21 protein-coding genes and 1 other RNA gene are annotated in these 25,746 nt (G+C 66.1%); 13 read left to right on the plus strand and 9 right to left on the minus strand.

From position 1 onward, the window contains the following. Positions 1-52: 52 nt before the first annotated feature. On the minus strand, positions 53-1,894 hold the full coding sequence (locus CFB40_RS05250) for a tetratricopeptide repeat protein (RefSeq protein ID WP_438820230.1): 1,842 nt from the start codon (positions 1,892-1,894) through the stop codon (positions 53-55). A 130-nt stretch (positions 1,895-2,024) separates the two neighbouring features. Between CFB40_RS05250 and CFB40_RS05255 the strand changes: the two genes are divergently transcribed. Next, positions 2,025-3,668: an FAD-dependent monooxygenase gene (locus tag CFB40_RS05255; RefSeq protein ID WP_089430758.1), complete on the plus strand. Its 1,644-nt coding sequence runs from the start codon at positions 2,025-2,027 to the stop codon at positions 3,666-3,668. An 8-nt stretch (positions 3,669-3,676) separates the two neighbouring features. On the opposite strand, the gene CFB40_RS05260 is transcribed toward CFB40_RS05255, so the two are convergent. The 4 genes from CFB40_RS05260 to CFB40_RS05275 are packed head-to-tail and all read right to left on the minus strand — an operon-like array spanning position 3,677 to position 8,979. Next, positions 3,677-3,928, minus strand: coding sequence for a formate dehydrogenase subunit delta (locus CFB40_RS05260; protein ID WP_089430759.1), 252 nt, complete (start codon positions 3,926-3,928; stop codon positions 3,677-3,679). A 7-nt stretch (positions 3,929-3,935) separates the two neighbouring features. Further along, positions 3,936-6,887, minus strand: a complete 2,952-nt coding sequence (gene fdhF / locus CFB40_RS05265) for a formate dehydrogenase subunit alpha (RefSeq protein ID WP_089430760.1) — start codon at positions 6,885-6,887, stop codon at positions 3,936-3,938. A gap of 17 nt (positions 6,888-6,904) precedes the next feature. Further along, positions 6,905-8,482 carry a formate dehydrogenase beta subunit gene (locus CFB40_RS05270; protein WP_089430761.1) on the minus strand — a complete coding sequence of 526 codons (1,578 nt, stop codon included), beginning with the start codon at positions 8,480-8,482 and terminating at the stop codon, positions 6,905-6,907. Continuing rightward, positions 8,479-8,979: an NAD(P)H-dependent oxidoreductase subunit E gene (locus tag CFB40_RS05275; protein WP_089430762.1), complete on the minus strand. Its 501-nt coding sequence runs from the start codon at positions 8,977-8,979 to the stop codon at positions 8,479-8,481. The genes CFB40_RS05270 and CFB40_RS05275 overlap by 4 nt, the downstream gene beginning before the upstream one ends. A 131-nt stretch (positions 8,980-9,110) precedes the next feature. Here CFB40_RS05275 and CFB40_RS05280 point away from each other — a divergent pair, with 131 nt between their 5' ends. The 3 genes from CFB40_RS05280 to CFB40_RS05290 all read left to right on the plus strand — a co-directional run bounded on the left by CFB40_RS05280 (position 9,111) and on the right by CFB40_RS05290 (position 11,273). Continuing rightward, on the plus strand, positions 9,111-10,217 hold the full coding sequence (locus tag CFB40_RS05280; protein WP_089430763.1) for a substrate-binding domain-containing protein: 1,107 nt from the start codon (positions 9,111-9,113) through the stop codon (positions 10,215-10,217). A 101-nt stretch (positions 10,218-10,318) separates the two neighbouring features. Beyond that, positions 10,319-10,588, plus strand: a complete 270-nt coding sequence (locus CFB40_RS05285) for a hypothetical protein (protein ID WP_089424777.1) — start codon at positions 10,319-10,321, stop codon at positions 10,586-10,588. 331 nt (positions 10,589-10,919) lie between these two features. Then, complete coding sequence (locus CFB40_RS05290; RefSeq protein WP_069247423.1) at positions 10,920-11,273, plus strand: DUF4148 domain-containing protein; 354 nt, start codon at positions 10,920-10,922, stop codon at positions 11,271-11,273. Positions 11,274-11,546: 273 nt separating this feature from the next. Here the strand turns inward: CFB40_RS05290 and ssrA are convergent. From ssrA to ompA, 4 genes are all read right to left on the minus strand, one after another. Then, positions 11,547-11,916, minus strand: a transfer-messenger RNA (tmRNA) gene (gene ssrA / locus CFB40_RS05295). A 17-nt stretch (positions 11,917-11,933) separates the two neighbouring features. Then, positions 11,934-12,650 (minus strand): phosphoglycolate phosphatase, encoded by a 717-nt coding sequence (gene gph, locus CFB40_RS05300; protein WP_089424796.1) that lies wholly within the window; start codon positions 12,648-12,650, stop codon positions 11,934-11,936. A 13-nt stretch (positions 12,651-12,663) separates the two neighbouring features. Continuing rightward, the gene (gene ubiG / locus CFB40_RS05305) at positions 12,664-13,362 is read right to left on the minus strand and encodes a bifunctional 2-polyprenyl-6-hydroxyphenol methylase/3-demethylubiquinol 3-O-methyltransferase UbiG (protein ID WP_089424797.1); all 699 of its coding nucleotides are present in this window, start codon (positions 13,360-13,362) and stop codon (positions 12,664-12,666) included. A 154-nt stretch (positions 13,363-13,516) separates the two neighbouring features. Then, positions 13,517-14,185 (minus strand): outer membrane protein OmpA, encoded by a 669-nt coding sequence (ompA, locus tag CFB40_RS05310; protein WP_006476579.1) that lies wholly within the window; start codon positions 14,183-14,185, stop codon positions 13,517-13,519. Positions 14,186-14,724: 539 nt separating this feature from the next. On the opposite strand from ompA, the gene gyrA reads away from it, so the two are divergent. From gyrA to CFB40_RS05355, 9 genes are all read left to right on the plus strand, one after another. Continuing rightward, positions 14,725-17,328, plus strand: coding sequence for a DNA gyrase subunit A (gene gyrA / locus CFB40_RS05315; RefSeq protein WP_089424798.1), 2,604 nt, complete (start codon positions 14,725-14,727; stop codon positions 17,326-17,328). A gap of 83 nt (positions 17,329-17,411) precedes the next feature. After that, positions 17,412-18,011, plus strand: coding sequence for a DUF2059 domain-containing protein (locus CFB40_RS05320; RefSeq protein WP_006486966.1), 600 nt, complete (start codon positions 17,412-17,414; stop codon positions 18,009-18,011). A 155-nt stretch (positions 18,012-18,166) separates the two neighbouring features. Further along, the gene (serC, locus tag CFB40_RS05325; protein WP_089424799.1) at positions 18,167-19,249 is read left to right on the plus strand and encodes a 3-phosphoserine/phosphohydroxythreonine transaminase; all 1,083 of its coding nucleotides are present in this window, start codon (positions 18,167-18,169) and stop codon (positions 19,247-19,249) included. Between the two features lie 33 nt (positions 19,250-19,282). Further along, the gene (gene pheA / locus CFB40_RS05330) at positions 19,283-20,365 is read left to right on the plus strand and encodes a prephenate dehydratase (protein ID WP_069247429.1); all 1,083 of its coding nucleotides are present in this window, start codon (positions 19,283-19,285) and stop codon (positions 20,363-20,365) included. A gap of 186 nt (positions 20,366-20,551) precedes the next feature. Next, entirely contained in the window at positions 20,552-21,478 is a 927-nt protein-coding gene (locus CFB40_RS05335) for a prephenate dehydrogenase/arogenate dehydrogenase family protein (protein WP_089424800.1), read from the plus strand. A 13-nt stretch (positions 21,479-21,491) separates the two neighbouring features. Next, on the plus strand, positions 21,492-22,796 hold the full coding sequence (aroA, locus tag CFB40_RS05340) for a 3-phosphoshikimate 1-carboxyvinyltransferase (RefSeq protein WP_089430764.1): 1,305 nt from the start codon (positions 21,492-21,494) through the stop codon (positions 22,794-22,796). Positions 22,797-22,809: 13 nt separating this feature from the next. After that, entirely contained in the window at positions 22,810-23,496 is a 687-nt protein-coding gene (gene cmk, locus CFB40_RS05345; protein WP_039343267.1) for a (d)CMP kinase, read from the plus strand. Positions 23,497-23,637: 141 nt separating this feature from the next. Continuing rightward, positions 23,638-25,350 carry a 30S ribosomal protein S1 gene (gene rpsA / locus CFB40_RS05350; RefSeq protein ID WP_011544885.1) on the plus strand — a complete coding sequence of 571 codons (1,713 nt, stop codon included), beginning with the start codon at positions 23,638-23,640 and terminating at the stop codon, positions 25,348-25,350. A gap of 22 nt (positions 25,351-25,372) precedes the next feature. After that, positions 25,373-25,696 (plus strand): integration host factor subunit beta, encoded by a 324-nt coding sequence (locus tag CFB40_RS05355; RefSeq protein ID WP_006486894.1) that lies wholly within the window; start codon positions 25,373-25,375, stop codon positions 25,694-25,696. Positions 25,697-25,746 lie beyond the last annotated feature (50 nt).

The following is a 25,746-nucleotide window of genomic DNA, read 5'->3' on the forward strand; positions in this document are numbered from 1 at the left end:
ACACCATGCAATGAAAAAGGGAGCGCGGCGCGCTCCCTTTGTTCGTCTGCGTTCAGGCTTCGCGCAGCATGCCGGCGACCGCGGCCGCCACGTCGTGCCATTCGCCCGGCGCGGGCTGGCGGGCGAGCCTGGCCTGCGGATACCACGGGCAGTCGTCGCCGGTGAACCAGCGCCAGTCGGGCGCGAACGGCAGCATCACCCACAGCGGCTTGCCGAGCGCGCCGGCCAGGTGCGCGACCGCCGTATCGATCGTGACGACGCCGTCGAGCCGATCGATCAGCGCGGCCGTGTCGGCAAAGTCGTTCAGCCGGCCGTCGAGCCGATGCACGCGCGGATGCGCGTCGACGCGCGCGCGTTCGTCGTCGTCGAGTGCGGGCTGCAGCACGATCCAGTCGATGTCCGGCAGCGCGAGCAGCGGTGCGAGCGCGTCGAACGGCATCGAACGGTTTTCCTGCGCCTGCCGGCGCCCCGACCACGCAAGGCCGAACTTGCGCTTCGACTGGCCGCCGAGCGAGCCGCGAAAACGCCGGCCGGCGCCGTCGGGCGCGTCGAGGTAGCGCGAGCCCGCGACGATGTCCTCCTTCGTCTGAAGCCCGAGCAGGAACGGCAGGCTCATCAGCGTGCACGCGACATCCGCGGCAGGCGGTCTTGGCGCGCCCAGCGCGACGAGCGTCACGCGCCAGCGCGTCGCGGCCGGCGCCAGCAGCGTAACCAGTTCCGGCTGGACTTCGAGCACGACGCGCGCGCAGCGTGCGCGGGCGAGCGGCACGAAGCGGACGAACTGCAGCGTGTCGCCGAAGCCCTGTTCCGCGCGGATCAGCAGCGTGCGCGACGCAATCGGCTCGCCTTGCCAGCGCGGCAGCGTGCCGAGCGGCGTCGCGCCGGGCGTGTCGTGGCGCGCTTCGTAGGCGGGCAGGCCGCGCGTGAAGTCGCCGAGCGTCAGCAGCGTGACCGCGCGGTGCAGCCGTGCCAGTGTGAGATCGGGGGCGACGCGCAGTGCCTGGTCGAACGCGCGCAGCGCCATCTCGTGCGCACCGAGCGCGTGATGTGCGTTGCCGAGATTCAGCCAGGCCAGGCTGAACGACGGGTCGAGACCGACGGCACGCTCGTAGTAGGGCAGCGCGTCGCGGTGGCGGGCCTGCGCGCTCAGTGCGTTCGCGAGCCCGAACAGCGCGAGCGGAAACGGCGGATGCAGCGCGAGCGCGGCTTCGAACGCGGCGGCCGCCTCCGCATGCCGGCCGACCGCATCGAACGTGTTGCCGAGATTGAAATGGGCGGCGACGAAGCGCGGCTGCGCGGCGATCGCGGCCTGGAAGTGCGCGATCGCGTCGTCGGCGCGGCCCATCGCGTTCAGCGCCATCGCGAGGTTGTTGTGCGCGCCCGCATGCCCGGGCCGCAGCTCGAGCGCGCGACGGAACGCGGCGAGCGCGTCGTCGTGGCGGCCGAGCGCGTTCAGCGCGTTGCCGAGATTGTTGTGGATCGATGCATCGTCGGGCGTGAGCCGCAGCGCGCGGCCGAATGCATCGATCGCATCGTCGTGGCGCTGCAGCGCCGCATACGCGTTGCCGAGGTTGTAGTGCGCGAGCGGAAATTCGGGCGCGAGCGTCAGCGCGTTGCGAAAGCGGTCGACTGCTTCGTCGAGCCGGCCGAGCGCCTTCAGCGCGTTGCCGAGATTGAGCTGCAGCGCGGCATCGCCCGGCCGCAGCGCGACGGCGCGGCCGACGAGATCGGCCGCCTCGGCGTGCTGGCCCTGCTGGTGCCGTAGCACGCCGAACAGATGCAGCGCGTCGGCGTCGGCGGGATTGGAGGCGAGCGCGTTGCGATAGCCGTGCTCGGCCTCGGCGAGGCGGCCCGCGCGGTGTGCGGCATACGCCCGGTCGAATGCGGAATCCATAACGCGAAAACTGGCGGAAAGCGCGTATTTTCCCACACCGCGCGATGATGCCGCGCGTCGGCCGATCGGCATATGGCCCCGTCACGCGGAGCGGCGTAGACTTGCAGGGTCGCGTGTCATCGAGGTTCTCATGGCTGACACACTGCCCGATATCCCGCCCGTGCTGATCGTCGGCGCGGGGCCGACCGGCCTTGCCGCGGCGATGAGCCTCGCGCGAGCCCGCGTGCCGGTGCGCATCATCGATCGGCTCGCTACGCCCGCGCCGTATTCGCGCGCGATCGGCATCCAGGCGCGTACGCTCGAACTGCTGGAGCAGCATCGCGCGGTCGAGCCGTTTCTCGCGCTCGGTCATCGTGCCCATGCGGCCGAGTTGCATGCCGACGGCCGCGTGATCGCGCGGCTCGATTTCGATCCGTTGCAAACGCGCTATCCGTACTTGCTGTTTCTCGACCAGACCGTCACCGAGCGCCTGCTTGCCGAACATCTGGCCCGGCTCGGCGTGACGGTCGAGCGCGGCGCGACGCTGACCGCGTGCGATGCGAGCGGTGCGTCGCTCGACGTGTCGATCCGCCGCGCCGACGGCCGCGACGAATCGTTCGCGCCGTCGTACCTGATCGCCGCCGACGGCGCGCACAGCACGGTCAGGCATCTGCTCGGCCTGGGCTTCGCCGGGCATGCGTTCGAGCAGACCTTCCTGCTCGCCGATTTCGCGGCGATACCCGACTGGCCGGACGAAGAGATCCATCTGTTCACGACATCCGAAGGCATCGCCGGCCTGTTTCCGATGGGCGGCGGCCGTTACCGGCTCGTGGCCGACCGGCCGCCCGGCGGCGACGCGTCGCCCGATGCGCCGACCCCGTCGCTTGCGGAATGCGACGCGATCGTGCGTGCCCGTGCCGGCGCGTCGATCTCGCCGAGCGATCTCGCGTGGTCGTCGTATTTTCATCTGCACAGCCGGATGGTCGACCGGTTGCGTCACGGCCGCGTGTTCTTCGCGGGCGACGCCGCGCATGTTCACAGCCCGGCCGGCGCGCAGGGCATGAACACCGGCATCCAGGAGGCGTTCAATCTTGGCTGGAAGCTCGCGCGCGTGCTCGGCGCGGGCACGCCCGAGCGGCTGCTCGACACGTATCACGCGGAGCGTCATCCGATCGAGCGCGACGTGTTGCGGCAGACCGGTTTCGTCACGCAGATCGTCGAAGCCGAGCGCGGCGCGATGAAGCTGCTGCGCGATCACGTCGTGCCGGTGCTGGCGTCGTTCGGGCCGATGCGCGATGCGGTGCGGCGCACGGTCAGCGAGCTCGGCGTGCAGTACCGGAAGAGTCCGCTGACGCTCGAGCGCGTGCTCGATGGCGGGCCGCGCGCAGGCGAGCGGGCACCCGACGCGCGCGTGCGGGTGCTCGACGGGCCGCTCGGTCAGGCGCCCGGAACGGCGCGGCTATACGACCTGCACGATCCGGCGAGCTTCACGTTGCTGTTGCTGGAAGAGCCGGAGAATGCCGACACCGGTGCGGTGCCGCCGATGCCGACCGATGCGCAGGCGCTCGTGCAGGGGCTCGAGCGGATCATGCCGGATGCGGTGCGCGTCTGGCGCGTCACCGATGCCGACGGCGGCGATGCCGGGCTCGCGCAGGAATACGGCCGCTCGCGGCCGTCGTTTTACCTGCTGCGGCCGGATGGTTACGTCGCCGTGCGCGGGCGCACGGCGACCGATGCGAACGCGCTGCTGCGCCACTGCGAAAGCTGGTTCGCGGGCCTGTCGCGGCCCGCGTAGCGGTGCCGTCAGGCGCTCGCCGTGGCGGGTACGAGCGACGCGCGGTGCACGGCGATCGCGTCGCGCACGATCGGTGTCGCACGTTGCCCGGCCTCGCTCGACGGATCGTCGAGCGCCGCGAGAAACGCGCGGCGCATCCGCGGCTCCCAGAAGCGCCGGATATGGTCGGCGATGCCGGTCAGCGCTTCGTCTCGATCGGGCATCGATTCGAAGAATGCGCCGATCTGGTTGGCCATGTCGATCAGGTGTCCGTTGTCCATCGCGTCCTCACTTGCCTGTCGTCACGCCGGCGGTCGCGGCGACGCGGCGCTCGAGCAGGTCGAGCTGCTCCGCGTTGAAGCGCGCATACGCTTGCTGCCAGTCGGACGGCTGCGCGACGGGCAGCACCTGCACGGCCGTCACCTTGTACTCGGGGCAGTTCGTCGCCCAGTCCGAGCTGTCCGTCGTGATCACGTTCGCGCCCGATTCCGGGAAGTGGAACGTCGTATAAACGACACCCGGTTGCATGCGTTCGGTCACGAGCGCGCGCAGCACCGTCTGCCCCGCACGCGATTCGATGCCGACCCAGTCGCCGCTGCGGATACCGCGATCCTGCGCGTCGTGCGGATGGATCTCGAGGCGATCCTCTTCGTGCCACCGCACGTTCTCGGTGCGGCGGGTCTGCGCGCCGACGTTGTACTGCGACAGGATGCGGCCCGTCGTCAGGATCAGCGGATAGCGCTGCGTGACCTTCTCCGGCGACGCGATGAACTGCGTGATCACGAACTTGCCCTTGCCGCGCACGAATGCGTCGATGTGCATCGTCGGCGTGCCTTCCGGCGCGTGCTCGTTGCACGGCCACTGAATGCTGCCGAGCGTGTCGAGCTTCGCGTACGACACACCCGAGAAGGTCGGCGTGAGCCGGGCGATCTCGTCCATGATTTCCGACGGATGCGCATAGTCCATCTCGTAGCCGAGCGCGCGCGACAGCATCAGCGTGACTTCCCAGTCCGCGTAGCCCGCGAGCGGCGGCATCACCTTGCGCACGCGCGAGATGCGGCGTTCCGCGTTCGTGAACGTGCCGTCCTTCTCGAGGAACGACGAGCCGGGCAGCAGCACGTGCGCGTATTTCGCGGTCTCGTTCAGGAAGATGTCCTGCACGACGATGCATTCCATTGCCGACAGCGCGGCCGCGACGTGCTGCGTATTCGGGTCCGACTGAACGATGTCCTCGCCCTGGCAGTAAAGCCCCTTGAAGCTGCCGTCGAGCGCCGCGTCGAACATGTTCGGGATGCGCAGCCCCGGTTCCGGTTGCAGCTTCGCCGACCACGCCGCTTCGAACTGCGTGCGCACGACTTCGTCGCCGATGTGCCGGTAGCCGGGCAGTTCGTGCGGGAACGAGCCCATGTCGCACGAGCCCTGCACGTTGTTCTGGCCGCGCAGCGGATTGACGCCGACACCTTCGCGGCCGATGTTGCCGGTCGCCATCGCGAGGTTCGCGATGCCCATCACCGTCGTCGAGCCCTGTGCGTGTTCGGTCACGCCCAAGCCGTAATAGATCGCGGCATTGCCGCCCGTCGCATAGAGGCGCGCGGCTTCGCGTACCAGATCGGCCGGCACGCCCGTCACGTCGGCGCTCGCCTCGGGCGAGTTGTCGGCTCGCGAGACGAACTCGCGCCATTGCTCGAATGCGCGCGTGTCGCAGCGCTCGGCGACGAATGCATCGGCGACGAGCCCTTCGGTGACGATCACGTGGGCGAGCGCGTTGACGATCGCGACATTGGTGCCGGGGCGCAGTTGCAGGTGGTGCGTGGCCTTTACATGCGGGCCGTCGACGACGTCGATGCGGCGCGGGTCGATCACGATCAGCTTCGCGCCTTCACGCACGCGCCGCTTCAGCCGAGAGCCGAACACCGGGTGCCCGTCGGTCGGGTTCGCGCCCATCACGACGATCACGTCGGCCTGGCCGACCGATGCGAACGTCTGCGTGCCGGCCGATTCGCCGAGTGTCGTCTTGAGGCCATAGCCCGTCGGCGAGTGGCACACGCGTGCGCAGGTGTCGACGTTGTTGTTGCCGAACGCGGCGCGCACCAGCTTCTGCACGAGGTAGGTTTCCTCGTTCGTGCAACGCGACGACGTGATGCCGCCAATGGAATCGCGGCCGTACTTGTCCTGCAGCTTGCGGAATTGCGTTGCCGCGTAGGTGAGCGCTTCGTCCCAGCTGACTTCGCGCCACGGGTCGGTGATCTTCTCGCGGATCATCGGCTTCGTGATGCGGTCCTTGTGCGTCGCATAGCCCCACGCGAAGCGGCCCTTCACGCATGCGTGACCTTCGTTCGCGAGGCCGTTCTTGTGCGGCGTCATGCGCACGACCTGCGTGCCCTTCATCTCCGCCTTGAACGAGCAGCCGACGCCGCAGTATGCGCAGGTCGTGACGACCGAGTGTTCGGCCTGCCCGAGTTGCACGATGGATTTTTCCTGCAGCGTGGCGGTCGGGCAGGCGGCGACGCACGCGCCACACGACACGCATTCCGACGCCATGAACGATTCGCTTTCGCCGGCCGCGACGCGTGATTCGAAGCCGCGTGCGGCGATCGTCAGCGCGAACGTGCCCTGCGTTTCCTCGCAGGCGCGCACGCAGCGGTTGCAGACGATGCACTTCGACGGGTCGTACGTGAAGTACGGATTCGATTCGTCCTTCTTGTCGCGCAGGTGATTCGCACCGTCGAAGCCGTAACGCACCTCGCGCAGCCCGACCACACCGGCCATGTCCTGCAGCTCGCAGTCGCCGTTGGCGGGGCAGGTGAGGCAGTCGAGCGGGTGGTCGGAGATGTACAGCTCCATCACGTTGCGACGCAGCGACTGCAGCCGGTCCGACTGCGTGCGCACCTTCATGCCGGCTTCGGCAGGTGTCGTGCACGACGCCGGATAACCGCGCCGGCCTTCGATTTCGACGAGGCACAGACGGCACGAGCCGAACGGTTCGAGCGAATCGGTCGCGCAGAGCTTCGGGACGTTGACGCCGGCTTCGATCGCCGCACGCATCACCGACGTGCCGGCCGGCACCGTGACCGGCTGGCCGTCGATTTCGAGCGTGACGTCGGTATCGGCATGCCGTTGCGGCGTGCCGTAGTCGGTATCGTCGAACGGATCGAGGGCACGCGCCTGCGCGGTGCTCTTGCACGCGCATTGGCCCGAGCCGCAGCCGCCTTGGCGGACGTTGTTCGTGTCGAGGGACATGCAGGGCTCCTTCTGGGTCAGGCCGCAGCCTTGACCGGACCCGACGCGGCAGGTTTGCCGGCAGCGAGCCCGAAATCTTCGGGGAAATGGTCGAGCGCGGACAGCACCGGGTAGGGTGTCATGCCGCCCATGGCGCACAGCGAACCGGCCAGCATCGTGTCGCACAGGTCGCGCAGCAGCGTGACCTGCCGCTCCGACGTATCGCCGTGGCGAATGCGTGCGATCGTCTCGACGCCGCGCGTCGAACCGATCCGGCACGGCGTGCACTTGCCGCACGACTCGATCGCGCAGAACTTCATCGCGTATTCGGCCAGCTCGGCGAGGTTCGACGTATCGTCGTGCAGCACGATGCCGCCGTGGCCGACCACCGCGCCAATCGCCGTATACGCTTCGTAGTCGAGCGGCACGTCCCACTGGTGGTCGGGCAGGTAGGTGCCGAGCGGGCCGCCCACCTGCGCGGCACGTGCGGGCCGGCCGCTGGCCGTGCCGCCGCCGAAATCGAACAGCAGCTCGCGCAGCGTGACCCCGAACGCGAGTTCGACGAGGCCGCCGTGGCGGATGTTGCCGGCGAGCTGGAACGGCAGCGTGCCGCGCGAGCGGCCCATCCCGTAGTCGCGATAGAACGCAGCGCCGCGCGCGAAGATCACGGGTGCCGTGGCGAGCGTGATCACGTTGTTGATGACGGTCGGCTGGCCATACAGGCCGGCGAGCGCGGGCAGCGGCGGTTTCGCACGCACGACGCCGCGCTTGCCTTCGAGCGATTCGAGCAGCGCCGTTTCCTCGCCGCACACGTACGAGCCCGCGCCTTTCGCGACGTGCAGCTCGAACGCGTGCGCGGAGCCGAGCACGTGCTCGCCGAGCCAGCCGGCTTCGCGTGCGCGGACGATCGCGGCTTCGAGCGTGGCGATCGCGTGCGGGTATTCGCTGCGCACGTAGATGTAGCCGACCGTCGCGCCGGTCGCGACGCCCGCGATGATCATCCCTTCGATCAGGCAGTACGGATCGCATTCCATGATCAGGCGGTCGGAGAACGTGCCCGAATCGCCTTCGTCCGCATTGCAGACGATGTACTTCTGCGTGGCGCGTGCTTGCCGGACCGTGCGCCACTTGATGCCTGCGGGGAACGCTGCACCGCCGCGGCCGCGCAGCCCCGATTCGATCAATGTTTCGCACGCGGCATCGCCGTCGAGCGCGAGCGCGTTCTTCAGGCCGGCGAGGCCTTCATATCGCAGGTAGTCGTCGATCGACAACGGGTCGGTCAGGCCGATCCGGGCGAACGTGAGGCGTTGCTGGCGCGCGAGATAGGGCAGTGCGTCGACGAGGCCGACGCCGCTCGGATGCGCGCCGCCTTCGAGCCAGTTTGCATCGAACAGGGCCGGGACGTCGGCGGCCGACAGGTTCGCATAGCCGACGCGGCCGGCGGCCGTGCCGACCTCGACGAGCGGCTCGAGCCACAGCAGCCCGCGCGAACCGTTGCGGACCAGTTCGATGGCGATGCCGCGGCGTTCGGCTTCCGCCTCGATCGCGGCGGCGAGCGCGTCGGCGCCGAGCGCCAGCGCGGACGAATCGCGCGGGACATAGACGCGGGTCGTCATGCGGCCTCCGGGGTGCGGGCGACCACGTCGGCAAGCAGCGCGTCGAATTTCTCCGGCGTGACCTTGGCATGCAGCACACCGTTGACCGTCAGCGACGGCGACTGCGCACACAGTCCGAGGCAGTAGACCGATTCGAGTGCGACGTCACCGGGCGCATGCGCGTCGGCCGCATCGCCGTGCACCGCGTCGAACCGGCAACCCGTGCGGGCTTCCGCATGCGCGGCCAGCGCTTCGCAGCCCATGCTGCGGCACGCTTCGGCGCGGCACATCTGGATCGCCACGCGGGCGGGCGGCGCGGTGCGGAAGTGGTGGTAGTAAGTCAGGACACCGTGCACTTCCGCGCGCGACAGGTTGAGTGCGCGGGCGAGCGGCGCGACGCAGCCTGGCGGCACGTAACCCGCGTCGTCCTGGATCGCGTGCAGGATCGCCACGAGCGACCGGCCGGCGCGCGCATGGCGCTCGACGAGCGCGTCGGGCGCTTGGGAATTCGGGGACATCCGTTGTGCTCCTCCAAAGTCTCATATGCGCTCGAGATTCATATAGTGCGCACCGCGACTTCGTTCTGATTGATTTCGCCCAACGATAAGCGGAAGATTTGGCGGTCGCAATAGGAAATCGGAGTGCATAATTGATTCGCATCGAATGCGACGCGTATCTGACCGTACGCGACACGGAAGGCCGTGCGGCCAGTCTGTCGGATGTGGCGCCGTTGCTCGAACTCGTGGCCGACACGGGCAGCATTGCGCAGGCCGCGCAAGCGAAAGGGCTGTCTTATCGGCACGCGTGGGGCATGCTGCGTGCGCTGGAGGCGTGCATCGGCGGGGAACTGATCGAAACCGCGCGGGGCAAGGGCTCGACGCTGTCGGCGCTCGGGCAGGCCGTCGTCGATGCGCAGCGCCTCGCGCGCAGCCGGCTCGACGGGAACCTGCGCACGCTGGCCGCCGAAGTGGCGAGCGACCTGAATCGGCGGCTCGCGCAGCGCGACGGCGCCGTGCGTATCCATGCGTCGCACGGCTACGCGGTCGCGACGCTCGTCTCCGCGCTGGTCGATGTGCAGGCGGCTGTCGACATCAAGTATCGCGAGAGCGTCGAGGCCGTGCAGGCGCTTGCCCGCGGCGAGTGCGACCTGGCCGGCTTCCATCTGCCGCGCGGCGCGTTTCGCGCGCAGTGCGCGCAGATCTACCGGCCGTGGCTCGACGATACGCGCCACGTGCTGATCCACCTGACACGGCGCCAGCAGGGGCTGTTCATTCCGCGCGGCAACCCGAAGCAGGTTCGCGGGCTCGCGGATCTCGCGCGCAATGACATCCGCTTCGTCAATCGCCAGCCGGGGTCGGGCACGCGCATGCTGCTGGATCTCGCGCTGCGCGCGATCGGCATCGATCCCGAGCGCATCGACGGCTACGCGTCGGCCGAGCTCACGCATTCGGCGATCGCGGCGTTCGTCGCGAGCGGGATGGCCGATCTCGGTTTCGGCGTAGAGCCGGCCGCCCATCATTTCGGGCTCGATTTCATCCCGGTCGTCGACGAAGACTATTACTTCGCATGTGAGCGCGCGCGGCTCGACGCGCGACCGCTTGCCGGCGTGCTGGCGCTGCTGCGCGATGCGCGCTTTGTCGAGCGCGTCGCGCATCTCGACGGCTACGATCCGGCTGCGTGTGGAACGCTGGCGAGCATTGCGTCGGGGCTGGCCGGCGGCGACGGCGCGAGCGTGCCGGCGGGCAATGCCCGGTAACGCGGACGCAATCGAACCGCGATGCAGCAGCAGGGGATTTGCGCTACGCTTGCCGCTTGACCAACGTTCCAACAAGTACGCCGTTCAAGCGTCATCCCGCCATGAAATTTTCCGTTCCCCTCACCGCGGCAGTGTTGTCCGCGGGGCTGCTGGCCGCTGTTTCGCCGTTTGCGCTCGCGCAGAATTCGCCCGGTGTGCCCGGCGGTATCCTGAGCGAACAGTTTCGCCTGAACGAGCATCCGCAGATGCCGTTCGCGGCGTCCGCGCCGTCGCAGAAATACCAGAGCGGCAAGAAGTCGACCTTGCGCCGCAAGGGTGACCTGGGGGACCCCAACGGCTGCAATCTGAAGTGCCCGATGGATAGCCGGTAACCTGGCTGACGGGCGCGTCCGCAGCACCGATTCGACTGACGGGTGTTGCGCGCGCGTGCCGATCTGGCTGTGTGATCGGTGGCGGCAGGCGTCCCGTGCGATTCCGATTTTGTCCGAGCCCCGCGAAGCGTTGCCGCTTCGCGGGGCTTTTGCTTTCCGTCGAATCGTCATGTGATTCGATGCCGGGTGATTTAGGGTTAACCCGTAAATCAGAAAGGATGTCTTCCAAAAACCTGCCTTATTCTTAAGCATCCGCCTACATAAACTTCGGGTTGTCAGCGATGAACAAGGTGTTCACCGCGAACACAGACAAATCTGGAGGTAGGTCATCATGAAATCGCTCGTTCAAGCTGTTGTCGTTGCTGCCGCTCTCGTTGCCCCGGTCGTGTCGTTCGCCCAGTCGGGTTCGACGATCACTCGCGCGCAGGTTCGTGCCGAACTGGTCCAGTTGCAGCAGGCTGGTTACAACTCCGCTCGCGGTGAAGATCCGCACTACCCGGAAGCGATCCAGGCTGCCACGGCGCGTGTTGCAGAGCAGCAGCGCGCCGCGCTGGCGCAAGCGCAAGGCGCCGACGCCAGCGGTTACGGCGCACAGGCACAGGGCGCATCGGCATCGGGTTCGCGTGCGATGGGCGTGCGTCCGGCCACCGCTGAAGAAATGAAGTCGCTGTATCGCGGCAGCTAAACCGCGTATTGCCCGGTGTGCGTGAATGCCGGGTGCGACGACGCGTCGCGCCTGGAGCCGCAGCACCCGGGCGGGCCGCTGCCGGCGCGATCGATGAGCGCGCGGGCACGGCAGGCTATCCGTCACCTCCTGTCGCCGGAAGTCCGGTGGCATTCCGCCCGGCCCACCCGTGGCTGGGCGCTTTTTCGGAAGGAGAGGGCGAGTGCGTTTCGCCGGCAACAAAAAACCCCGCAGACTTGCGTCATGCGGGGTTCGTGCGGCGAGCGCGGAATTTGGTGGAGGCGGCGGGAATCGAACCCGCGTCCAGAAGCGCTCCACGACTAGTTCTACATGTTTAGTTCAGTCATTTGATTTAACCGCAGCGACGCGGACGAACACGCTGCACTACGGCGATTCGCTAGGTTTTCGACCCTGGCGTCGCGACGCCGACAGGGCTTAACTGACGTAAATGACCTCTGGCGGTATTGCTACCGGTCTTGCGACACTAGCCCGTCAGTGAACTAGGCAGAGGACGGCGGCCCTTAGGCTGCCAGTGCGAACGTATCGTCGTTTGCAGTTACGATTTTCCCATTGATTAACGAGGTGACGGGTCCTCGACATGCCCTAGCCGCTTCACAACCCCTGTCGAAACCAGGTCGCCCCCGCGGATAAGATCAATCATTATAGCCCAACATCGCGCAGCAGTTCGCGCAGTTGCAGCGTCGTGTCGACGAGATGCTGCGCTTGCCAGTCGGCCGGCGCCGCGCCATCACCGCAATAGCCGTACGCCGCCGCGACCGTCGCCATGCCGGCGGCGCTGCCGGCTTGAATGTCGCGCAGGTCGTCGCCGACGTAGACGATGCGCGCAGGCGCGAGCGTCAACTGGTCGGCCGCATGCAGCAGCGGGGCCGGGTGCGGCTTCGGGTGCGGCGTTGTGTCACCCCCGACGACGCAGGCGGCGCGCCGCGCGAGGCCGAGCAGGTCGACGAGCGGCGCCGTGAGCCGCATGGCCTTGTTCGTGACGATGCCCCAGCGCACGCCGCGCGCGTCGAGTTCGTCGAGCACGTCGTCGATGCCGGGGAACAGCGTCGTATGCACGCATAGATCCGTCGCGTAGTTGGCCAGGAACTCGTCGCGCATCGCTTCATAACCGGGCGTGTGCGGATCGATGCCGAATGCGCCGCCGAGCAGGCCGCGCGCGCCGGCCGAGGCTAGCGGCCGCAGCACGTCGAGCGGTGTCTCGGGCAGGTCGCGCACGCGTTGCATCTTGTTGACGGCGGCCGCGAGATCGGGGGCCGTGTCGGCGAGCGTGCCGTCCAGGTCGAACAGCACGGCATCGCAGTGCAGCAGGCGCGGTTCGTCGAGTGGCGCCCGCGCGGTCGAGAGGGGAGTCGTCATGCCGGTTGGAAGGTCACGCGCCGCGACGGCACGCGACGAGGTAGTTGATGTCGGCGTCGTTCGACAGCGCGAAGCGCTTGCCGATCGGGTGATACGTGATGCCCTTGATCTCCACGATGTGCAGATCCGTTGCCCGCACGAAGCTGGCCAGTTCCGACGGACGGATGAAGCGCGCGTAGTCGTGCGTGCCCTTCGGCAGCATTTGCGCGATGTACTCCGCGCCGATCACGGCGAACAGGTATGCCTTCAGGTTGCGGTTCAGCGTCGAGAAGAACACCCAGCCACCCGGCTTCACGAGCGTCGCGCAGGCGGCGACGATATCGCCGGGCGACGGCACGTGCTCGAGCATTTCCATGCACGTGACGACATCGTAGGTGCCCGGTTCGCGCGCGGCGATCGCTTCGGCCGCGATGGCCTCGTAATCGACCGAGATGCCGCTTTCGAGACTGTGCAGGTCGGCGACGCCGAGTGCTTCGGTCGACAGGTCGATGCCTTTCACCTGCGCGCCGAGTCCGGCCATTGATTCGGACAGAATGCCGCCGCCGCAGCCGATGTCGAGTGCGCGCTTGCCGGCGAGGTGCGCATGCGCATCGATCCAGCCGAGCCGGACCGGGTTCAGGTCGTGCAGCGGCTTGAATTCGGCATTCGGATCCCACCACCGATGGGCGAGGTCGCTGAATTTCTGGAGTTCGTGCGGGTCGGCGTTGGTCATGTCGGCAAACGGGCTACGGAAGGAGGGCGGTGCTGCGATTCGTCAGCCCCGAGTATATAAGAAGCGGACGAGCGGCGAAGCGGCGAGCGCCTGGACGGGCGTCAAAGAAAAAGCCCCGCCGGAGCGGGGCTTTGAAGCAGTCGAAAACCGCGGCTTAGTTTGCCGGAACGGTCGTCTTCTGCACTTGCTGCGTACCAACCACTTCCACTTCCACGCGGCGATCCGGTGCGAGGCAGGCGATGAGTTGCTTGCGGTTCTTCTGGTTGCAGCCAGTCGTAACCGGGTTGCGCTTGCCCTTGCCTTCCGTGTAGATCTTGTTGGCCGGCACACCCTTGCTGACCAGGTACGACTTCACGGCTTGCGCACGGCGCAGCGACAGACGGTCGTTGTACTTGTCCGAACCGATGCGGTCCGTGTAGCCCGTTGCGACGACCACTTCCGTGTTCATGCCTTCGATCTTCGAAGCCAGTTCGTCCAGCTTTTGCTTGCCCAGCGGCTTGAGCGTTGCCTTGTCGAAGTCGAACAGTGCGTCAGCTTGATACGTGATCTTCTGGCTCGTGATAGCCGGAGCGACCGGAGCGACCGGCGGCTGCGGTGCCTGGGCGACCAGTGCGCCATCGCACTTCGCGTTGGCGGTGGCCGGCGTCCAGAACGCATCGCGCCAGCAGAGCTCGTTCGTACCGTTCATCCACACCCATTCGCCCGTGCCGTTGACCCAGTTGTCATTGACGGCTTGGCGCGACGCCGGCACCGACTGTGCCGAAGCGGATGCAGCCATAACTGCGGTAGCTGCAATGAACGCGAGCTTTGAAAGTTTATTCATATTTCTCCTCTCGAAATTGAGATTACCGCAGGTTTACTGCGAGCCTGTTGACGGTGACAAGTCATACATTGCTCGAAGTATAACATTGGTGCGGCACAAAAAACGCGGCGCCGCCTCTGTGTAGACTTCGAGCAGCGTCTAACTTTCAGTGCGTTGGCATTTTGCCATATCGTTCCCTTCCTACGAAAAAAAATCCTCCCCACCCCAAGATCGCTTCAACTTTGTGGTGCATGCGCAACACTGGCCTGCCGTAACTTTTAGAAATTGTCAAGAGTGTGGCGGCGAAATTGCGCCGATGAATGCAGTTGTTTACTCGTGCGCGAGGAACGCGTGACGCGGCAATCGTCTGTGATGACGAGTCGGGGGCGATTGCGATGTGCCATTGCGGCCGATTCGCCGACGCCGCGATTTTTGCTATTCATATATAGAGGGGGCGAATTGGCGGCTGATGGGCGCATGTTAGAATCTCGCGTTGCGTTGCGCATGCAGCGCCCACGCGAAAGGCGTTCGCCGTCTTCGCTCCGAAACGATACGGATACATGGATCAATTCGCCAAAGAGACCCTGCCCACCTCCCTAGAAGAGGAAATGCGCCGTTCGTATCTCGATTACGCGATGAGCGTGATCGTCGGACGTGCCCTCCCGGATGTCCGCGATGGCCTGAAACCCGTGCACCGGCGCGTGTTGTTCGCGATGCACGAACTGAACAACGACTGGAACCGCGCGTACAAGAAGTCGGCGCGTATCGTCGGTGACGTGATCGGTAAGTACCACCCTCACGGTGACACCGCGGTCTACGACACGATCGTGCGGATGGCGCAGGACTTCTCGCTGCGCTACATGCTGATCGACGGGCAGGGCAACTTCGGCTCGATCGACGGCGACAATGCCGCGGCGATGCGTTACACCGAAATTCGCATGGCGAAGATCGGTCACGAGCTGCTCGCCGACATCGACAAGGAAACGGTCGATTTCGAGCCGAACTACGACGGCAACGAAATGCAGCCGTCGGTCCTGCCGTCGCGCATCCCGAACCTGCTGATCAACGGCTCGTCGGGTATTGCGGTCGGCATGGCGACCAACATCCCCCCGCACAACCTGAACGAAGTCGTCGACGCGTGCCAGCACCTGCTGGGCAACCCGGAAGCGACGATCGACGAGCTGATCGAGATCATCCCGGCGCCGGATTTCCCGACGGCCGGCATCATCTACGGCGTCGCCGGCGTGCGCGACGGCTATCGCACCGGGCGCGGCCGCGTCGTGATGCGTGCTGCCACGCACTTCGAGGAGATCGACCGCGGCCAGCGGATGGCGATCATCGTCGACGAGTTGCCGTACCAGGTGAACAAGCGCTCGCTGCTCGAGCGGATCGCCGAGCTCGTCAACGAGAAGAAGCTCGAAGGCATCTCCGACATCCGCGACGAGTCCGACAAGAGCGGCATGCGCGTCGTGATCGAGCTCAAGCGCGGTGAAGTGCCGGAAGTGGTGCTGAACAACCTGTACAAGGCGACGCAGCTCCAGGATACGTTCGGCATGAACATGGTCGCGCTCGTCGACGGCCAGCCGAAGCTGCTGAACCTGAAGGAAATCCTGCAGTGCTTCCTGTCGCATCGACGCGAAGTGCTGACGCGCCGCACGATCTACGAACTGCGCAAGGCCCGCGAACGCGGCCACGTGCTCGAAGGTCTCGCGGTCGCGCTCGCGAACATCGACGAGTTCATCGCGATCATCAAGGCCGCGCCGACGCCGCCGATCGCGAAGGCGGAGTTGATGGCGAAGCCGTGGGATTCGTCGCTCGTGCGCGAGATGCTCACGCGTGCCGAGAGCGAGAACGCGGCGGCCGGCGGCCGCTCCGCGTATCGCCCGGAAGGCCTGAACCCGGCGTTCGGCATGCAGGCCGACGGGCTGTACCGCCTGTCCGACACGCAGGCCCAGGAAATCCTGCAGATGCGTCTGCAGCGCCTGACCGGCCTCGAGCAGGACAAGATCATCGGCGAGTACCGCGAAGTGATGGCCCAGATCGCCGACCTGCTGGACATCCTCGCGCGCCCCGAGCGGATCACGACGATGATCGGCGAGGAGCTGACCTCGGTGAAGGCCGAGTTCGGCGACGCGCGCCGCTCGAAGATCGAGCTGAACGCGACCGAGCTGAACACCGAAGACCTGATCACGCCGCAGGACATGGTCGTCACGATGTCGCATGCGGGCTACGTGAAGTCGCAGCCGCTGTCCGAGTACCGTGCGCAGAAGCGTGGCGGTCGCGGCAAGCAGGCGACGCAGATGAAGGAAGACGACTGGATCGAGACGCTGTTCATCGCGAACACGCACGATTACATCCTGTGCTTCTCGAACCGCGGCCGCGTGTACTGGGTCAAGGTCTATGAAGTGCCGCAGGGCTCGCGCAACTCGCGCGGCCGCCCGATCGTCAACATGTTCCCGCTGCAGGAAGGCGAGAAGATCAACGTCGTGCTGCCGGTCAAGGAATTCTCGGCCGACAAGTTCATCTTCATGGCAACGTCGCTCGGCACCGTGAAGAAGACGCCGCTCGAGGCATTCAGCCGTCCGATGAAGAAGGGCATCATCGCGGTCGGTCTCGACGAAGGCGACTTCCTGATCGGTGCGTCGATCACCGACGGCGCACACGACGTGATGCTGTTCTCCGACTCCGGCAAGGCCGTGCGCTTCGACGAGAACGACGTGCGTCCGATGGGTCGCGAGGCGCGCGGCGTGCGCGGCATGCAGCTCGAGGATGGCCAGCAGGTCATTGCGCTGCTGGTTGCCGGCAGCGAGGAGCAGACGGTGCTCACCGCGACCGAGAACGGCTACGGCAAGCGCACGCCGATCACCGAGTACACGCGTCACGGCCGCGGCACGAAGGGTATGATCGCGATCCAGACGTCCGAGCGTAACGGCAAGGTCGTGGCTGCAACGCTCGTCGATGCCGAAGATCAGATCATGCTGATCACGACGGCCGGCGTGTTGATTCGCACCCGTGTCTCGGAGATTCGCGAGATGGGGCGTGCCACGCAAGGTGTTACACTCATCAGTCTCGATGAGGGTACCAAGCTCTCTGGCCTGCAGCAGATCGCGGAGGCCGAAGAGGGAGAGGGCGAAGCCGACGAGGCGTCGGACGGCGAAGCCTGAAGAACGGATGAGACTCTAGCCGCCGCAGGCGCGAAGCGCCGCGGCCGGCGAGCAACCATTCATATTTCCAAAAGGGAGTGATGATGCAAAAGCAATTCAAGCAACTGGTTCTGCTGGCTGCACTGGTGCCGACGTTCGCGATGGCGCAAGCGCTGTCGAATTCCGCACCGGCAGCTCCGGCAGCAGCTGCGCCGATCGACGCCGACAAGAAGGCAGCGATCAAGGATCTGCTCGACGCGATCGACGCGCCGAAGCTCGTGTCGGCAATCGGCAACAGCGCCGAAATGCAGGCCAAGCAACTCGTCCCGGCAATCCTGTCGGACGCGCTGTCGGAAAACAAGACGCTGAACGACAAGCAGAAGCAGGCTGCCGTTCCGACGCTGCAGAAGAACGCGGTGCCGAAGCTGGTTGACGGCGCAGGCAAGGTGTTCGGCACGCAACAGTTCCAGAGCGACGCGATGTCGGCTCAGTACGACGCCTACGCGAAGTACTACAGCACGTCGGAGATCAAGGATCTGACGACGTTCTACAAGAGCCCGACGGGCCGCAAGTTCATCCAGGTTCAGGATCAGGTCGGTCGCGACGTGGTCAACGGCCTGATGCAGAAGTACATGCCGCAAGCTATCCAGGCAACGCGCACGCAGGCTGACAAGGAAGTCGCAGCAGTCAAGCCGGGCAAGTAAAGCCGTCCGGGCACGCCCCCTGCCGTTCGGCCGGGTTTGGCGGGAGCCTGACGACAGTGCGATAATGGCCGTTTGCGCGCGAGCGCAAGCGGCCATTTCTTTTCTGGCGCGTTCTGCCGGCGGCGAGCCGGTCGCGTCCCTCCGAGGTTTTCACGATGCGCGTCTTTAATTTCTCCGCCGGCCCTGCGGCGATGCCCGAGGAAGTGCTGCGGCAAGCGGCCGACGAAATGCTCGACTGGCATGGCAGCGGCATGAGCGTGATGGAGATGAGCCATCGCGGCAAGGAATTCATGTCGATCCACGAGGCCGCGCTGACCGACCTGCGCGACCTGCTCGGCGTGCCGGCCAGTCACCGGATCCTGTTCCTGCAGGGCGGCGGTATCGCGGAAAACGCGATCGTCCCGATGAACCTGCTCGGGTCGCGCACGACGGCCGACTTCGTCGTCACGGGCTCGTGGTCGCAGAAGTCGTTCAGCGAAGCGAAGAAATACGGCACGCCGCATCTCGCCGCAACCGGCAAGACGGAAGACGGCTTCACGCGTGCGCCCGCGCGCGCCGAATGGCAGCTGTCGGACGATCCGGCCTACGTGCATCTGTGTACCAACGAGACGATCGACGGCGTCGAGACGTTCGAGATTCCCGATCTCGGTGACGTGCCGCTGGTCGCGGATGTCTCGTCGCACATCCTGTCGCGTCCGCTGGACGTCGCGAAGTACGGCGTGCTGTTCGGCGGCGCGCAGAAGAACATCGGGATGGCCGGCGTGACGCTCGTGATCGTGCGCGAGGATCTGCTCGACCGTGCGCTGTCGATCTGCCCGTCCGCGTTCGAATGGAAGACCATCGCAGCGAACAACTCGCTGTACAACACGCCGCCCACCTACGCGATCTACATCGCGGGCCTGGTGTTCCAGTGGCTGAAGCGGCAGGGTGGCCTCGAAGCGATCGAGGCCCGCAATATCGAAAAGGCGAAGCTGCTCTACGACACGATCGATGCGAGCAGTTTCTATCTGAACAAGGTCGAGCCGGCAGCACGTTCGCGGATGAACGTGCCGTTTTTCCTGGCCGACGAAACGCGCAACGAAGACTTCCTTGCCGGCGCAAAGGCGCGCGGGCTGCTGCAGCTGAAGGGCCACAAGTCCGTCGGCGGCATGCGGGCGTCGATCTACAACGCGGTGCCGCTCGAGGGCGTGAAAGCGCTCGTCGAGTACATGAAGGACTTCGAGCAGCGCGGCGCCTGACGGCGGCGCTGTTCAAACAGCACGGCAAAACGCATGGACGACGAACTGAATTCCCGCCTGAAACCGCTGCGCGATCGCATCGATGCGATCGATGCGCAGCTGATCGCGCTCCTGAACCAGCGCGCCGCGGTGGCGCTGGAGGTGGGCGAGGTCAAGAAGCATTTCAACGCGCCGGTGTTCCGGCCGGAGCGCGAGCTGCAAGTGATCGCCCGGCTGCAGGACATGAGCGCGGGGCCGCTCGCGAGCGAGCATATCAGCGCCATCTGGCGCGAGATCATGGCCGCGAGCCGCGCGCTCGAGCAGACGATCCACGTCGCGTTCCTCGGGCCGGTCGGCACGTATAGCGAGCAGGCGATGCTCGAGTATTTCGGCCAGTCGATCGAAGGGCTGCCGTGCCCGTCGATCGACGAGGTGTTCCGCTCGGTCGAGGCCGGCGCGTCCGCGTTCGGTATCGCGCCGGTCGAGAATTCGACCGAAGGCGCCGTGTCGCGCACGCTCGACCTGTTGCTACAGACGCAATTGCTGATCAGCGGTGAACTCGCGCTACCGATCCATCACAACCTGCTGACGCAGAGCGGCACGCTCGACGGCGTGAAGCGCGTCTGCGCACACGCGCAGGCGCTTGCGCAATGCCAGCAGTGGCTCGCGGCGAATGCGCCGCAGCTCGAGCGGCAGGCGGTGGCGAGCAACGCGGAGGCTGCGCGTCTCGCGGCGGCCGATCCGACCGTCGCGGCGATCGCGGGCGACCGCGCGGCCGCACACTACGGCTTGCAGATCGCGTTCTCGCTGATCCAGGACGATCCGCACAACCGCACGCGCTTCGTGATCATCGGCAAGCAGCCGGCCGGGCAGAGCGGTCACGACCAGACGTCGCTGATCGTGTCGGTGAAGAATGAACCGGGCGCCGTGTTCAAGCTGCTCGAGCCGCTCGCGCGGCACGGCGTGTCGATGACGCGCTTCGAGTCGCGTCCGGCGCGCGTCGGCACGTGGGAGTACTACTTCTACATCGACATCGAAGGGCACCGGGACGATGCGTCGGTTGCGGCCGCGCTCGCGGAACTCGGCCAGAAGGCCGCGTTCCTGAAGATACTCGGGTCGTATCCGCGCGCACGCTGATGCGTGGCGGCCCGTGGCCTGTTCGCGCAGGCGTTGCGGCCACGCGGGCAGGGCAGGCCGATCGGTGCTGCCGAAGGCGGGTTCGGGCGGCATCCGGCGCAGGTTGCGCCGGGTGCGGGCCCGTGGCCCGGAATCTGGAATTCCGCGTGCGGGGCGTCGTCCTGCGCGCGTAACTTGGCTCTAGTCGTGTCAGGCTTTGCATTCAACAAACTGGTCATCTTCGGCGTCGGCCTGATCGGCGGATCGCTGGCCCGCGCGCTGCGCGAGCGCGCGCCGGGCGGCGCGGGCGAGGTTGTCGGCGTGGGCCGTTCGCGTGCTTCGGTCGAGCGTGCGCTCGCACTCGGCGTGATCGACCGCGCGGCGGCGCTCGACGACGACGCGCAATTGCGCGACGCGCTGACGGGTGCCGATCTGGTGCTGCTGGCTGCACCTGTCGCGCAGACGGGCCCGCTGCTCGCGCGCATCGCGCCGTGGCTTGAAGCGGCGACGATCGTCACCGATGCAGGCAGCACCAAGTCCGATGTCGTTGCGGCCGCGCGCGAAGCGCTCGGCGCGCGGATCGCGCAGTTCGTGCCGGGTCACCCGATCGCCGGCCGCGAGTCGAGCGGCGTCGAGGCCGCGTTGCCGGATCTGTACGTCGGCCGCAACGTCGTGCTGTGCCCGCTGCCGGAGAACGCACCCGAATCCGTTGCGCGGATCGATGCGATGTGGCGTGCAACGGGCGCCGACGTGCGCACGATGAGCACGGAGCAGCACGATCGCGTATTCGCGTCGATCAGTCATCTGCCGCACGTGCTGTCGTTCGCGCTCGTCGAGCAGATCCTCGGCGAGGCCGACGCGGAACTGAAATTCTCGTACGCGGCGGGCGGCTTCCGCGATTTCACGCGCATCGCGGCGTCGAGCCCGGAGATGTGGCGCGACGTGTGCGTCGCGAACCGCGCGGCGCTGCTCGATGAGCTCGATGGCTACACGCGTGTGCTCACGCGGCTGCGCGCGGCGATCGACGCCGGCGACGGCGCGGCGCTCGAAGCGGTGTTCACGCGCTCGCGCGCTGCGCGCAAGGCATGGCAGGAGCGTGGCGGTACGCCCGCTGCCGAACCGGTCAAGAAATAACAGGACGATTCCCATGGACTATCTCGATCTCGGCCCGTACTCCAGCGCATCGGGCACCGTGCGCCTGCCCGGCTCGAAAAGCATTTCGAACCGCGTGCTGCTGCTCGCGGCGCTTGCCGAAGGCGAAACGACGATCACCAACCTGCTCGATTCCGACGACACGCGCGTGATGCTCGACGCACTCGGCAAGCTCGGCGTGAAGCTCGCGCGTGATGGCGACACCTGCGTCGTGGCGGGCACGCGCGGCGCATTCACCGCGAAGACGGCCGACCTGTTCCTCGGCAACGCGGGCACGGCCGTGCGGCCGCTGACCGCCGCGCTCGCGGTGAACGGCGGCGACTATCGCGTGCACGGCGTGCCGCGCATGCACGAGCGGCCGATCGGCGACCTCGTCGACGGTCTGAGGCAAGTCGGCGCGCAGATCGACTACGAGCTGAACGAAGGCTACCCGCCGCTGCGGATCAAGCCGGCGAACATTTCGGTCGACGCGCCGATCCGGGTGCGCGGCGACGTGTCGAGCCAGTTCCTCACGGCGTTGCTGATGACGCTGCCGCTCGTGAAGGCGAAGGACGGCAAGATCGTCGTCGAGGTCGATGGCGAGCTGATCTCGAAGCCGTACATCGACATCACGATCCGGCTGATGGAGCGCTTCGGCGTGACGGTCGAGCGCGACGGCTGGCAGCGCTTCGTCGTGCCGGCCGGCGTCCGCTATCGTTCGCCGGGGCGGATCATGGTCGAGGGCGATGCGTCTTCCGCGTCGTACTTTCTCGCGGCCGGCGCGCTCGGCGGCGGCCCGCTGCGCGTCGAAGGCGTGGGGCGAGCGAGCATCCAGGGCGATGTCGGCTTCGCGAACGCGCTGATGCAGATGGGCGCGAACGTGACGATGGGCGACGACTGGATCGACGTACGCGGCATCGGCCACGACCACGGCAAGCTCGAGCCGATCGACATGGACTTCAACCTGATCCCCGATGCGGCGATGACCATCGCGGTCGCGGCGCTGTTCGCGAACGGCACGAGCACGCTGCGCAACATCGCGAGCTGGCGCGTGAAGGAAACCGACCGCATCGCCGCGATGGCGACCGAGCTGCGCAAGGTCGGCGCGATCGTCGAGGAAGGCCCCGACTACCTCGTCGTCACGCCGCCGGAAAAGCTCACGCCGAACGCGGCGATCGACACGTACGACGATCACCGGATGGCGATGTGCTTCTCGCTCGTCAGCCTGGGCGGCGTGCCCGTGCGGATCAACGATCCGAAGTGCGTCGGCAAGACGTTCCCCGACTATTTCGACCGCTTCGCCGCGCTCGCCAAAGCCTGACCCCACTGTTCTGATGAAATCGACCCGACCCTTTCACCCGACTCCCGTCATCACGATCGACGGCCCGACTGCTTCCGGCAAGGGCACCGTCGCCGCGCTCGTCGCCGCGCATCTTGGCTTCCACCTGCTCGACAGCGGCGCGCTGTACCGGCTCGCCGCGCTCGCGAGCGTGCGCTATGGCATCGAGGCTGAGGACATCGACGCGCTGGTGAAGCTGATCGACGATCTCCACATCACGTTCCGCGAAGGCTGCGCGCAGCTCGACGGCGTCGATGTGTCGAACGACATCCGCGCCGAAGCGGTCGGCAACCGCGCGTCGGCGATCGCCGTGCACGGGCCGGTGCGCACCGCGCTCGTCGCGCGCCAGCGCGCGTTCCGCAAGACGCCGGGCCTCGTTGCGGACGGGCGCGACATGGGTACCGTGATCTTCCCGGACGCCGTGCTGAAGGTGTTCCTGACGGCCAGCGCCGAGGCGCGCGCGACCAGACGGCATAAGCAATTGATGCAAAAAGGTTTTTCTGCTAATATAGATGACTTGCTCCGGGATCTTCGTGAACGTGACGCGCGCGACAGCAATCGCGCGGCCGCGCCGCTTAAGCCCGCAGCAGATGCCAAGCTGCTCGACACATCGGCGCTTTCGGTCGATGAAGCGGTCGACCAGGTGCTGCAGTGGTACCGGGCGCTCGGCCAGCCGGCCTGAGAAGGCGGGCAGCGGTAGGTGTTCCGTGCGTAATTGCGGAGCGTGTTTCGAACCCTTAACCCCGTGTGGACCTCGATCTGGCCCTTTCAGCCTGCCATTCCGGCCGGCGTGGCACAGCGATCCATGCACAATCAGATTTTTATGTCCGACCTGCAAACCTCTACCCCGAATACTGAATCTTTCGCGGCTCTGTTCGAAGAGTCGCTGACCCGCCAAGACATGCGCGCCGGCGAAGTGATTTCCGCCGAAGTCGTGCGCGTCGACCACAACTTCGTGGTCGTCAATGCAGGCCTGAAGTCCGAGGCTTACATTCCGATCGAGGAATTCCTGAACGATCAGGGCGAGGTTGAGGTGCAGTCGGGCGATTTCGTGTCCGTCGCGATCGACGCACTCGAAAACGGCTACGGCGACACGATCCTGTCGCGCGACAAGGCGAAGCGCCTTGCATCGTGGCTGTCGCTGGAAAAGGCGCTCGACAACAACGAACTCGTCACCGGCACGATCACCGGCAAGGTGAAGGGCGGCATGACCGTGATGGTCAACGGCATCCGCGCGTTCCTGCCGGGTTCGCTGGTCGACACGCGTCCGGTCAAGGACACGACCCCGTACGAAGGCAAGACGCTCGAGTTCCGCGTGATCAAGCTCGATCGCAAGCGTAACAACGTCGTGCTGTCGCGTCGTGCAGTGATCGAAGCAACCCAAGGCGAAGAGCGCGCGAAGCTGCTCGAGACGCTGAAGGAAGGCGCGATCGTCAACGGCGTGGTCAAGAACATCACCGATTACGGCGCGTTCGTCGACCTCGGCGGCATCGACGGCCTGCTGCACATCACCGACATCGCATGGCGTCGTGTGCGTCACCCGAGCGAAGTCCTGTCGGTTGGCCAGGAAGTCACCGCGAAGATCCTCAAGTTCGACCAAGAGAAGAACCGCGTCTCGCTGGGCATCAAGCAACTGGGCGACGATCCGTGGGAAGGCATCTCGCGCCGTTACCCGTCGGGCACGCGCCTGTTCGGCAAGGTCACGAACATCACCGACTACGGCGCATTCGTCGAAGTGGAATCGGGCATCGAAGGCCTCGTCCACGTGTCGGAAATGGACTGGACCAACAAGAACGTTGCTCCGTCGAAGGTTGTCCAGCTGGGCGACGAAGTCGAAGTCATGGTCCTCGAGATCGACGAAGACCGTCGTCGTATCAGCCTCGGCATGAAGCAGTGCAAGCCGAATCCGTGGGATGACTTCAGCCGCAACTTCAAGAAGGGCGACAAGATCACGGGCGCAATCAAGTCGATCACCGACTTCGGCGTGTTCATCGGTCTGCCGGGCGGCATCGACGGCCTGGTCCACCTGTCGGACCTGTCGTGGAGCGAAGCTGGCGAAGAAGCGGTTCGCAAGTACAAGAAGGGCGACGAAGTCGAAGCAATCGTGCTCGGTATCGACGTCGAGAAGGAACGTATCTCGCTCGGCATCAAGCAGCTCGAAGGCGACCCGTTCAGCAACTACGTTGCAATGAACGACAAGGGCTCGATCGTCGACGGCGTCGTGAAGACGGTCGATGCGAAGGGTGCGGTCGTTACGCTGACGGGTGACATCGAAGGCTACCTGCGCGCGTCGGAAATCTCGCAGGATCGCGTCGAAGACGCACGCAACGTGCTGAAGGAAGGCGACAAGGTCAACGCGATGGTGATCAACATCGATCGCAAGTCGCGCGGCATCAACCTGTCGATCAAGGCGAAGGATTCGGCTGAACAACAGGAAGCGATCCGCGGCCTGCAGTCGGACTCCAGCGCTGCTGCGACCGGTACGACCAACCTCGGCGCGCTGCTGAAGGCGAAGCTCGACGGCCAGAACCAGTAAGCCTCACGAGGTCTGCTGAAGTATGACCAAATCCGAGTTGGTCGCGCAGCTGGCATCGCGATTTCCGCAACTTGTCCTCAAGGATGCGGATTTCGCGGTGAAAACGATGCTCGATGCGATGTCTGACGCCCTGGCGAAAGGGCATCGCATTGAAATTCGGGGTTTCGGCAGCTTTGGCCTCAACCGTCGCCCGGCGCGCGTCGGACGCAACCCGAAGTCAGGGGAGAAAGTGCAGGTGCCCGAGAAGTTCGTGCCGCACTTCAAGCCTGGCAAGGAATTGCGCGAACGCGTCGACGGCCGCGCCGGTGAACCGCTGAAGGCTGATGATCCGGACGACGAGCGTTAAGCGTCATCCGGTTTGCCCGGAACCTATCCGGCGAAGGCTGAAAAGAAAAG

It is taken from the genome of Burkholderia sp. AU31652 (assembly GCF_002223155.1).
GTDB lineage: Bacteria > Pseudomonadota > Gammaproteobacteria > Burkholderiales > Burkholderiaceae > Burkholderia.

Excerpts from the sequence above, each read along its gene's own strand:
- CFB40_RS05290 (WP_069247423.1), top strand. The coding sequence starts at position 10,920 with ATGAAATCGCTCGTTCAAGCTGTTGTCGTTGCTGCCGCTCTCGTTGCC.
- ubiG (WP_089424797.1), bottom strand. The coding sequence starts at position 13,362 with ATGACCAACGCCGACCCGCACGAACTCCAGAAATTCAGCGACCTCGCC.
- gyrA (WP_089424798.1), top strand. The coding sequence starts at position 14,725 with ATGGATCAATTCGCCAAAGAGACCCTGCCCACCTCCCTAGAAGAGGAA.
- ompA (WP_006476579.1), bottom strand. The coding sequence starts at position 14,185 with ATGAATAAACTTTCAAAGCTCGCGTTCATTGCAGCTACCGCAGTTATG.
- CFB40_RS05355 (WP_006486894.1), top strand. The coding sequence starts at position 25,373 with ATGACCAAATCCGAGTTGGTCGCGCAGCTGGCATCGCGATTTCCGCAA.
- CFB40_RS05320 (WP_006486966.1), top strand. The coding sequence starts at position 17,412 with ATGCAAAAGCAATTCAAGCAACTGGTTCTGCTGGCTGCACTGGTGCCG.
- CFB40_RS05250 (WP_438820230.1), bottom strand. The coding sequence starts at position 1,894 with ATGGATTCCGCATTCGACCGGGCGTATGCCGCACACCGCGCGGGCCGC.
- CFB40_RS05270 (WP_089430761.1), bottom strand. The coding sequence starts at position 8,482 with ATGACGACCCGCGTCTATGTCCCGCGCGATTCGTCCGCGCTGGCGCTC.
- fdhF (WP_089430760.1), bottom strand. The coding sequence starts at position 6,887 with ATGTCCCTCGACACGAACAACGTCCGCCAAGGCGGCTGCGGCTCGGGC.
- CFB40_RS05255 (WP_089430758.1), top strand. The coding sequence starts at position 2,025 with ATGGCTGACACACTGCCCGATATCCCGCCCGTGCTGATCGTCGGCGCG.
- cmk (WP_039343267.1), top strand. The coding sequence starts at position 22,810 with ATGAAATCGACCCGACCCTTTCACCCGACTCCCGTCATCACGATCGAC.
- pheA (WP_069247429.1), top strand. The coding sequence starts at position 19,283 with ATGGACGACGAACTGAATTCCCGCCTGAAACCGCTGCGCGATCGCATC.
- gph (WP_089424796.1), bottom strand. The coding sequence starts at position 12,650 with ATGACGACTCCCCTCTCGACCGCGCGGGCGCCACTCGACGAACCGCGC.
- CFB40_RS05275 (WP_089430762.1), bottom strand. The coding sequence starts at position 8,979 with ATGTCCCCGAATTCCCAAGCGCCCGACGCGCTCGTCGAGCGCCATGCG.
- CFB40_RS05285 (WP_089424777.1), top strand. The coding sequence starts at position 10,319 with ATGAAATTTTCCGTTCCCCTCACCGCGGCAGTGTTGTCCGCGGGGCTG.
- aroA (WP_089430764.1), top strand. The coding sequence starts at position 21,492 with ATGGACTATCTCGATCTCGGCCCGTACTCCAGCGCATCGGGCACCGTG.
- CFB40_RS05260 (WP_089430759.1), bottom strand. The coding sequence starts at position 3,928 with ATGGACAACGGACACCTGATCGACATGGCCAACCAGATCGGCGCATTC.
- serC (WP_089424799.1), top strand. The coding sequence starts at position 18,167 with ATGCGCGTCTTTAATTTCTCCGCCGGCCCTGCGGCGATGCCCGAGGAA.
- rpsA (WP_011544885.1), top strand. The coding sequence starts at position 23,638 with ATGTCCGACCTGCAAACCTCTACCCCGAATACTGAATCTTTCGCGGCT.